Origin of the sequence: Neorhizobium sp. SHOUNA12A, from assembly GCF_023006505.1 — a bacterium.
In the GTDB taxonomy this organism is placed as follows: Bacteria; Pseudomonadota; Alphaproteobacteria; order Rhizobiales; family Rhizobiaceae; genus Neorhizobium.
Window position 1 is genome coordinate 1 of record NZ_JALBGV010000143.1, and the last position, 9,073, is coordinate 9,073.

Sequence of the window (9,073 nt, forward strand, 5' to 3'; positions counted from 1 at the left end):
CGGCCGGCACGAACACGTCGAGCCGCGAGCCGAAGCGGATCAGGCCGAACCGTTCGCCGGCATTGACCGGTTCGGTCGGCTTCACCCAGCAGACGATACGCCGTGCCACCAGGCCGGCGATCTGCACCACGCCGACCTTGCCGTGGCGGGTGTCGATCACCAGGCCGTTACGCTCGTTGTCGTCGCTCGCCTTGTCCAGTTCGGCATTGACGAACTGGCCGGGGCGATACTCGATGCGGGACACCTGGCCGCGCACCGGCGAGCGGTTGATATGGCAGTCGAAGACGTTCATGAACACCGAGATGCGGAGCATCGGCTCGGAACCGAGCTGCAGCTCGGTGGGCGGCACCACCATGGCGACATGGCTGACGCGTCCGTCGGCGGGGCTAAGGATCAGGTCGTCATCCTGGGGCACGGCCCGTTCCGGATCGCGGAAGAAATAGGCGCACCACAAAGTCAGCACCAGGCCGACCCAGAACAGCGGCTCGGCGATATAACCGAGGATCAGCGAGGCGATGAAGAAGGCGGCGACGAAGATGTAACCTTCCTTATGGATCGGCACGAGCGTGTTGCGGATGGTGTCGAAGAGGTTGATCAACGTTTTCTCCCGTATGGTCAGGGTCACCTGACTACAGCGAAACCGTTTTTGCGGCAATGCGGTTCCAAGACCCAACTGACGGGTTCGGTCGCAATCGCTTTGGCGGTGATCGCGCTTGTGTCGTTCCGCACGGCGGCCACTACCGGTTGTCGTGCGAAGCGAGCACAGGAAATCGAGCCCCTGCCGAGAATACGACCTTAGAGAAGTTTCGCGCCCGATATCAATCTGTGGTTAAATGGCGAGCTCGTTCTTTTGATGATTCAATCTCAAGATGGTCTTTCAGCTGCCATGTCCTTTTCAGATTTCGTTTATCGCCCCTTCGAAACCCTGATCCGGCCCCTCGAAATCCCCCATGAACGTCTGCCCTCCCGCGGCCCCTTCGTGCTGCTCCTGCACTTCATTAGAATGTTCCGGGGGGTTCTGATTTCCATCTCCGTGTTTGCCATGCTGGTGGAATGCATCAACCTTTTCTTGATCTGGAGCCTGTCGATCATCGTTGACGGCGTCGCGGCAAACGGAGCCGCAGCCTTTCTCCACGATCGGTGGCGCCTGCTTGTGGCCATGGGAGTGCTGCTATTCCCGGTTCTGCCTGTCTTCGCATTTTTCGCCAATACGCTTGCCTCGCAAGCGGTCGCGGTCTGCATGCCGGTGGCAATCCAGTGGCAGGGGCATAAAGCTGTGGAGAGACAGGACCTCGGGTTCTTCCATGATCTTTTCGCCGGCCAGGTGGCCTCGCGCCTGTCTCAGGTCGCATCCGCGGTCCAGCAGCAGGTCGTCGTGGCCTTCCAGACGATCCCGCATTTCCTCGTGCAGTTTATCGGGTCGCTGTTCCTGCTCGGGACCGTGGCCTGGCCGCTCGCGCTGCCGGTTCTTATCTGGATTGCCGCCAGCGTTGTCGTTGCCGTTATAGCGGTCCCCCATTTCACCGAGCGCTCCCGCCGTTCGGCCCGCCAGCGCAGCCTGGTCGTGGGGTCGATGACCGATCTCTACAGCAATATCCAGATGGTGAAGCAATTCGCCGCGGAAGACAGCGAAGCAGGCGCCTTGCGCAACGTTTTCGCAAAGGTCGTGGAAACCCAGCAGAAAGAACGGCGTATCTACCTGACGACCGACACCGGCATCACAACGCTCAATGTGCTCCTGTGGTTTGCCATGCTCACCGTCGGTTTCTGGGGCATGATTGCCGGGTTTGTCAGCACCGGCCAGTTCGTGGCCTCGCTTTATATCACCCAGCGCCTGTCGGGAAATGCCCGCGCATTTCTGCAGATGGGCCAGCAGATTTTCCAGGCCGTCGGCATCATCCGTGATGCCATGCCGGTAATGACCACGCCGCCAACCATCAACGATGCACCGGAGGCGCCGCCACTGGTCGTTTCCCGCGGCGAGATCCGCTTCGAGAATGTCGGCTTCGCATACAGGCCGGACCGAAAGGTCCTTGACAGCCTGATCTTGAACGTTCGGGCGGGCGAGAAGGTGGGATTGGTCGGGGTTTCCGGGGCCGGCAAGACGACGTTGGTGAGCCTGCTTCTGCGGTTTTATGACCTGACGAGCGGCTCGATCCTGATCGATGGCCAGGACATTCGCTCGGTCACACAGGCAAGTCTCAGGGAAAAGATCGGCGTAATTTCCCAGGACGTCGCCCTGCTGCATCGCTCGGTCGGAGACAACATCCGCTATGGAAGGCCGGCTGCTTCGCAGGAGGAAATAGAACAGGCCGCCAGGGCCGCCCAGGCCGACTGTTTCATCGCCGAACTGACCGACGGCGAAGGGCGCAAGGGATATGATGCCTTCGTCGGTGATCGCGGTGTCAAATTGTCCGGCGGCCAGCGACAGCGTGTCGCCATCGCAAGGGTCCTTCTCAAGGACGCGCCGATCCTCGTGCTCGACGAGGCGACCTCCGCCCTCGACAGCGAGTCTGAGGCAGCCATTCAGGATAAGTTAGCGGTGCTGATGAACGGCAAGACGGTGATTGCGATCGCTCACCGGTTGTCGACGATCGCCAAAATGGATCGGATCATCGTTCTCGACAAAAGCCGTATCGTCGAAGAGGGAACGCCAGACGAGCTGCTGACCCGCGATGGCCTCTATGCCCGGCTCTGGAAGCGGCAGACCGGTGGTTACATTGCGGATGCTGATGATAGCTAGTGCGTATGAGTGCACTGGGACGACGGCTCCGTACGTCAAGCCGTCGTCAGCTATTGTCCAGGTTTAGTTGCGGTTGCGCCTGGTTACCGCCACCCCAGCCCCGGCGCCACGTGCTTCAAAATGCTCTCCAGCACATGCGCATTGTACTCGACGCCAAGCTGGTTCGGCACCGTTAGGAGCACCGTATCTGCCTCGGCAATCGCTTCGTCGGCCTTCAACTGGTCGATCAGCCTGTCGGGTTCTGCGGCATAGGAGCGGCCGAAGATCGCCTGGGTCTGCGGGTCGATATTGCCGATCTGGTCCTGGCTGTCGCCGCTGCCGCCGAAATAGGCGCGGTCCGTGTCGTTCATCAGCGCGAAGATGCTGCGGCTGACGGAGACGCGCGGTTCGTGGGCGTGGCCGGCTTCCTTCCAGGCCTCGCGGTAGATGCGGATCTGCTCGGCCTGCTGAATGTGGAACGGCTTGCCGCTCTCGTCGGTCTTTAAGGTGGAACTCTGCAGGTTCATGCCGAGCTTGGCGGCCCAGACGGCGGTCGCGTTGGAGCTCGAACCCCACCAGATGCGGTCGCGCAGGCCCGCCGAATGCGGCTCCAGGCGCAGCATGCCGGGCGGGTTGGGGAACATCGGCCGCGGATTGGGCTTGGCGAAACCTTCACCGCGCAGCACGTCGAAGAACACTTCCGCATGGCGCCGGCCAAGATCCGCATCGGTCTCGCCTTCCGCCGGCTGGTAGCCAAAATAGCGGAAACCGTCGATCACCTGTTCCGGCGAGCCGCGGCTGATGCCGAGCTGCAGGCGTCCGCCGGAGATCAGGTCTGCGGCACCGGCGTCTTCCGCCATGTAGAGCGGGTTTTCATAACGCATGTCGATGACGGCGGTGCCGATCTCGATGCGCTTTGTGCGGGCGCCGACAGCGGCAAGCAGCGGGAAGGGCGATGCGAGCTGCCGCGCAAAATGGTGGACGCGGAAATAGGCGCCGTCGGCACCAAGTTCCTCGGCCGCTACCGCGAGGTCTATGGATTGCAGGAGGACATCGGATGCCGACCGCGCCTGCGACTGCGGCGAGGGGGTCCAGTGTCCGAAGGAGAGAAAGCCGATCTTTTTCATAATGTTACCACCGTGAATTTACTGTGTCTGAAGTTACACGTTAGATGGCATCTCGACCGCGACATGAACAGTCGCCGCCCTGTGAACAGTGCGTCCGCTTACCGTGCCGCCTGCGGATCGACCCAGCCCATCCAGGTGGTGAAGGCAAGCAGCGGCGAGCCGAAGAAGATCAGCACCAGCATATAGGCGACAGCGACGCTGCCGAGGACGAGCATGCGGGGAGTGAGGTATCGTTTCATCGTTGAGATCTTCCTGCTTTGGAGTTCGTGCCCGCCACCGGCCTATTCCGCCGCCGGAACGCCGCGCAGCACGACGCCCAGGTCGTCGCTCTCGCGCACCTTGCGCAGCTGTTCTTCCGCCTGCACTGCCTCGCGCTGGCGGTTCCACATCGAGGCGTAGAGCCCGTTCTGTTCGAGCAGTGAATTGTGCGTGCCGCGCTCGGCGATCAGCCCGTCGCGCAGGACGATGATCTCGTCGGCGCCGATGACGGTCGAGAGCCTGTGGGCGATCACCAGCGTCGTGCGGTTCCTGGAGACCACGTCGAGTGCCGACTGGATCTCGTGCTCGGTCGTGGTGTCGAGCGCCGAGGTCGCCTCGTCGAGGATCAGGATCGGCGGGGCTTTGAGGACGGTGCGGGCGATCGCCACGCGCTGCTTCTCGCCGCCGGACAGTTTCAGGCCTCGCTCGCCGACCTTGGTCTCGAAACCGTCCGGCAGGGCGCTGATGAAGTGCCCGATCTGCGCCACGTCTGCGGCGGCTAGCACTTCTTCCTCGCTGGCGCTTGGCCGGCCGTAGCGGATGTTGTAGGCGATCGTGTCGTTGAACAGCACGGTATCCTGCGGCACCATGCCGATCGCCGCGCGCAGCGAATGCTGCGTCAGGTCGCGCACGTCCTGCCCGTCGATGGTGATCGAGCCGCCCTGGATGTCGTAGAAGCGGTAGAGCAAGCGCGAAATGGTCGACTTGCCGGCGCCCGAGGGGCCGACGATCGCCACCGTCTTGCCGGCTGGCACGTCGAAGGAGACGCCCTTCAGGATCGGCCGGGCCGTATCATAGGAAAAATGCACATCCTTGAAGGAGATCGATCCTTGCGCAATGTCGAGGGGCTTGGCATCCGGCCGGTCGACGACCTCGGGCTGCACTTCCAAGAGCTCGAACATCTGCTCGATATCAGTGAGGCCCTGGCGGATTTCGCGGTAGACGAAACCGATGAAGTTGAGGGGCACGGAAAGCTGCAGCAGCAGAGCGTTGACGAACACGAAGTCGCCGATCGTCTGTTCGCCGCGCTGCACGGCAAGCGCCGACATCACCATCATCACGGTCGTGCCGAGGCCGAAGATCACGCCCTGGCCGAAGTTCAGCCAGCCGAGCGAGGTCCACACGTCGGTCGCAGCCTTCTCATAACGCGCCATCGACGAATCGAACCGCCTGGCTTCCATCTCCTCGTTGCCGAAATATTTGACCGTCTCGAAATTGAGGAGCGAATCGATCGCCTTGGTATTGGCGTCCGTGTCGCTGTCGTTCATCGAGCGGCGGATGGCGATGCGCCAGTCGCTGGCCTTCACCGTGAACCAGATGTAGAGCGCCACCGTGATCGCCGTCACCGCGACATACCAGAAGCCGTAGCTGACCCAGAAGATCACCGCCGTCAGCAGGAATTCGAGCAGTGTCGGCACGGTGTTGAGAATGGTGAAGCGGACGATCGTTTCGATGCCCTTGGTGCCGCGCTCGATGATCCGCGACAGGCCACCGGTCTTGCGCTCCAGGTGGAAGCGCAGCGACAGCTGGTGCATGTGCACGAAGGTGCGGTAGGCGAGCTGGCGCACGGCATATTGCCCGACCGAAGCAAACAGCGCGTCGCGCAGCTGGTTGAGGCCGACCTGCAGGATGCGGGTGAAATTGAGCGCGATGACCAGCACCACGGCGCCGAGCAGGAAGGCGGGCAGCACGCCCGCCATGTCCAGCTTGCCGTTCAGCGCATCGGTTGCCCATTTGAAGAAATAGGGTACCGTCAGAAGCACGAACTTGGCGAGGAACAGATAGAAGGTCGCCCAGATGACCCGGGCCTTCAGATCGGCGCGGCCTTCCGGCCACATATAGGGCCACAGGTTGACGAGCGTGCCGAGCGGATTGCTGGCATCCGCCGAAATGGTCTTCTTGGTATTCGCCATCGATGTCTCCGGAGCGGGCGCGGGTCAGCCGCATATGGAATTGCCTCTCGCTCCGACCCTCGGCACGAAAAGCCGCTGGCCTCAAGCCGTCCCGCACCATCGCTGGGGGAAGCAGAAAGCCGGCGGCTTGCGTCCTTCTCCCGTTCAAATGGGAGGGGAGGATCCGCAGGACGCAGGCGGATGAGAGGCGTTCCCAAATACGACTGTCCCGATAACGGGCGCGTCAAAACGCCTCCCGCACATAAGGTTCGGCGGCGGATGTTGCAATGACGGTTTCGTGAAAGTTCAAAGGCCGGGCGGAAGACGGAAGGAAGGCCGGGCGGGATTTTCGCCCGTCCCTGGCCTGTCGTGTCACTTGGTGCTGGCGGAGGCGGCGGGCGTGGCGCCTGCGGCGGGCTTGGTGGTCGCGGCCGGAGTCGGCCAGGAAATGTAATAATAGGCCTCGCCGACCATGCCGAAATAGGAGCTGGCCCCGGTCGCCTTCTCGATATAGCTGCCATCGGCATTGCGCACGAACTTGCCGCCGTCGTCCCGCGTCAGGCGGTCCTTCAGGAATTGGGTCCAGTCGGACTTGTCGACCGAGGTGACGCCGGTCGAGGTCTGCTTGCCGTCGGTAATATCCCAGGCGGTGATCTGGTCGCCGGCGACCGCGTCGGTCAGCTTCAGTGTGCCGGCGTCGAGCGCTTTCTGCATCGCCTCGGCCATCGCCTTGCTGTCGGGGTTCGCCTTCAGCGCGTCCAGCTTCTCCTGCAACGCCTTCATGAATGCCTTGCTGGACATGTCGTCGACCGATCCGTCGCCGGCCGTCTCGTCTGGCGCGGTGCCGTTCATCGTCCGCTGCAGCGAGGCGATCAGCGCCGCGATCTTGTCGTCCTCATAGTCGTCTCCGCCGTTGCTGCCCGGGAACAGCATGTCGGCAAGCGATGAGGAGGACGAGCCGGACGTCGAGCTGCCCGGCGTCCGGTTGTCGGAGACATCCTTGAATGCATTGAGGGCTGCCTGAGAAGACCAAATCCGAATGGAATTAATGCTGGAAACCATTTTATTCTCCTGTCCGCGCGGCATGGATCAGAGCCGGAGATAATATGCGAGCACGCCGCCTGACCACCGCGGTATTCCCCCTAACCTGCGCGAAGCTGGCCGAACCGGAGCCGGCGGGCGCTTTACCGCCCAAGGGCCTTTTGGGGAGGCTGGGATGGACGGGGACGTGAATGTGGCTAAGGGGCTGGGTCGTTTTCACGGGGCAGGGGAATCGCCCCCGGTTTCTTGGCAGGGAAGATGCGCTGGAAGAGTCTTTCGCTCCGCCGACGCGGCGCGGCTGGATTCCTGTGACGAGCACAGGAATGAGGGAGATAGGGGAGCTGTCCGCGATTATCTGCAACGCCTCAGACCTGGGTTCCTCTTTGCAAAAGCAACCTCGAAACTAGCTTCCGAAGACACATCGGATTTGGAGTGAAGGCTTGGGCCTAAACCACCCTCATTCCTGTGCTTGTCACAGGAATCCAGCGGCCGCGCGTCTGCGCGGCGGGGACTCTGCCCCAACGACTTCATAACGAATGCAGATGCGAGGCGATGTCCTTCCAATCCGGATTGCGTTCCTCGATCAGATTGAGTTTCCATTTCCGCGGCCATTTCTTCATCGTCTTCTCGCGGGTGATCGCGTCGACAAGGAGGTCGTATTCCTCGAACCAGACGAGCGTCTTGACCCCGTATTTCGACGTGAAGCCGGGTGTGAGTTCGTTCTGGTGTTCGTAAAGGCGGCCGGGGAGATCGCGCGTCACGCCGATATACAGCGTACCATTGCGTTTAGAGGCGAGAATGTAGACGTAACCCTTCATGGTTGAAGTGTGGCGCCGGCGATTATCGTGCGCAAGTGGTCTTTCGCACCGCCGACGCGGTGCTGCTGGATTCCTGTGACGAGCACAGGAATGAGGGAATTTGGAGAACCGCCGCAGTCCCAAGCAACGTCTCCGAGGGGCCGAAAGTGTTGCCCGCAAGGGCTTATCCGCCCCGCCCACTTAACCCGATCAAAGATCCCCTCCCGCCCCTTACGACCGGCGATGCATCATCCGCTGGCGGTGGAGTTCTTCCGAGTCGGGCAGGGCCTCGTCCGGCACGCCAAAGATCTGGCCGGGCTGGATGACGTCGGGGTTGCGGATCTGGGCCTCGTTGGCGAGGTAGATCGTCGTGTAGCGCACACCCTGACCATAAACGCGGCGGGAGATCTGCCAGAGCGTGTCGCCGCGGCGGATGATGACCGAGCTGCGTTCGCTCTGCGTCAGCGCCTCCTGCTGGATGGTGCGGGCGCCGCTGGCATCGGTTGCGGTCATCGGGGCGGCGGTGGCCACTTCGACGCCGTGCAGTTCGCGGGCAATGATCGGGCCGACGGCGCGGGCGATCATGTCGCCGATCCGCTTCAGGCCGGCACCGACGCCTGCGACATCCTTGGGAAGCGCGTCGAGGGCAGCAACCGCTGCCGCAGCGTTCTGGGCGGTGGTTTCGGCAAGCACGCGGGCGGGGGCCGCAGCGTCGGCCGGCAGCCGGTATTCGGAAAGCGACTTCAGCGCGATCGAGGTGGCGGAGCGGGCAGCGACCATCTGTTCCGGCGAGGGAACGCGGCCGTTGTCGTAGAGCCCGCGCAGCAGGTTGAAGGCGCGTACGGTTTCGTTGCGCAGCTTGTCGAAGGCGCCGCTGTCGGCCGCCGACATGCCGTTATTGGGGGCCTGCGGCGCCGATACGGCGGCAACCTGATCGCCGGCCGGGCGGTTGAAGGGCACTTCGACCCGTACCAGAACCTGGCCGCCGGCTCCGAGCGCTTCGACGCCGATCCGGTGGTCGCCGACCGCAAGGTCGATCGCCCCTTCGATGACGAAACTGCCGTCCTGGCCCGCCTGGGCGGTGTCGATCGGCCGGCCGTCTGCCTGGCCGCGCAGCGACGTGCCGGCTTTCGCGCTGCCGGCGACGAAGATCTTGTTGCCCTCGATCTCGACGGCGGTGACGCGCAGTTCAGGCGCCGCTGCCCCCGGGGAGACGGGCGCCGGGACCAGGATGTT

At 62.8% G+C, this 9,073-nt stretch carries 8 protein-coding genes; 1 reads left to right on the forward strand and 7 read right to left on the reverse strand.

Annotated features, from left to right (window positions below):
* Positions 1–595: phosphatidylserine decarboxylase (locus MOV63_RS31255; RefSeq protein WP_247039604.1), on the reverse strand; the 595-nt coding region annotated here is incomplete at its 3' end.
* A gap of 291 nt (positions 596–886) precedes the next feature.
* Here MOV63_RS31255 and MOV63_RS31260 point away from each other — a divergent pair.
* Complete coding sequence (locus MOV63_RS31260) at positions 887–2,743, forward strand: ABC transporter ATP-binding protein (protein ID WP_247039605.1); 1,857 nt, start codon at positions 887–889, stop codon at positions 2,741–2,743.
* 83 nt (positions 2,744–2,826) lie between these two features.
* On the opposite strand, the gene MOV63_RS31265 is transcribed toward MOV63_RS31260, so the two are convergent.
* The 6 genes from MOV63_RS31265 to MOV63_RS31290 form a co-directional block, all read right to left on the reverse strand.
* Positions 2,827–3,849 carry an LLM class flavin-dependent oxidoreductase gene (locus tag MOV63_RS31265; protein WP_247039606.1) on the reverse strand — a complete coding sequence of 341 codons (1,023 nt, stop codon included), beginning with the start codon at positions 3,847–3,849 and terminating at the stop codon, positions 2,827–2,829.
* Between the two features lie 98 nt (positions 3,850–3,947).
* Positions 3,948–4,088, reverse strand: coding sequence for a hypothetical protein (locus MOV63_RS31270; protein ID WP_157885094.1), 141 nt, complete (start codon positions 4,086–4,088; stop codon positions 3,948–3,950).
* Between the two features lie 42 nt (positions 4,089–4,130).
* A complete protein-coding gene (locus MOV63_RS31275; RefSeq protein ID WP_247039607.1) occupies positions 4,131–6,020 on the reverse strand; it encodes an ABC transporter ATP-binding protein/permease in 1,890 nt (629 codons plus the stop codon).
* A 351-nt stretch (positions 6,021–6,371) separates the two neighbouring features.
* Positions 6,372–7,061 (reverse strand): hypothetical protein, encoded by a 690-nt coding sequence (locus tag MOV63_RS31280; protein WP_247039609.1) that lies wholly within the window; start codon positions 7,059–7,061, stop codon positions 6,372–6,374.
* Between the two features lie 506 nt (positions 7,062–7,567).
* The gene (locus MOV63_RS31285) at positions 7,568–7,858 is read right to left on the reverse strand and encodes a GIY-YIG nuclease family protein (protein ID WP_247039611.1); all 291 of its coding nucleotides are present in this window, start codon (positions 7,856–7,858) and stop codon (positions 7,568–7,570) included.
* A gap of 210 nt (positions 7,859–8,068) precedes the next feature.
* Positions 8,069–9,073: LysM peptidoglycan-binding domain-containing protein (locus MOV63_RS31290; protein ID WP_247039613.1), on the reverse strand; the 1,005-nt coding region annotated here is incomplete at its 5' end.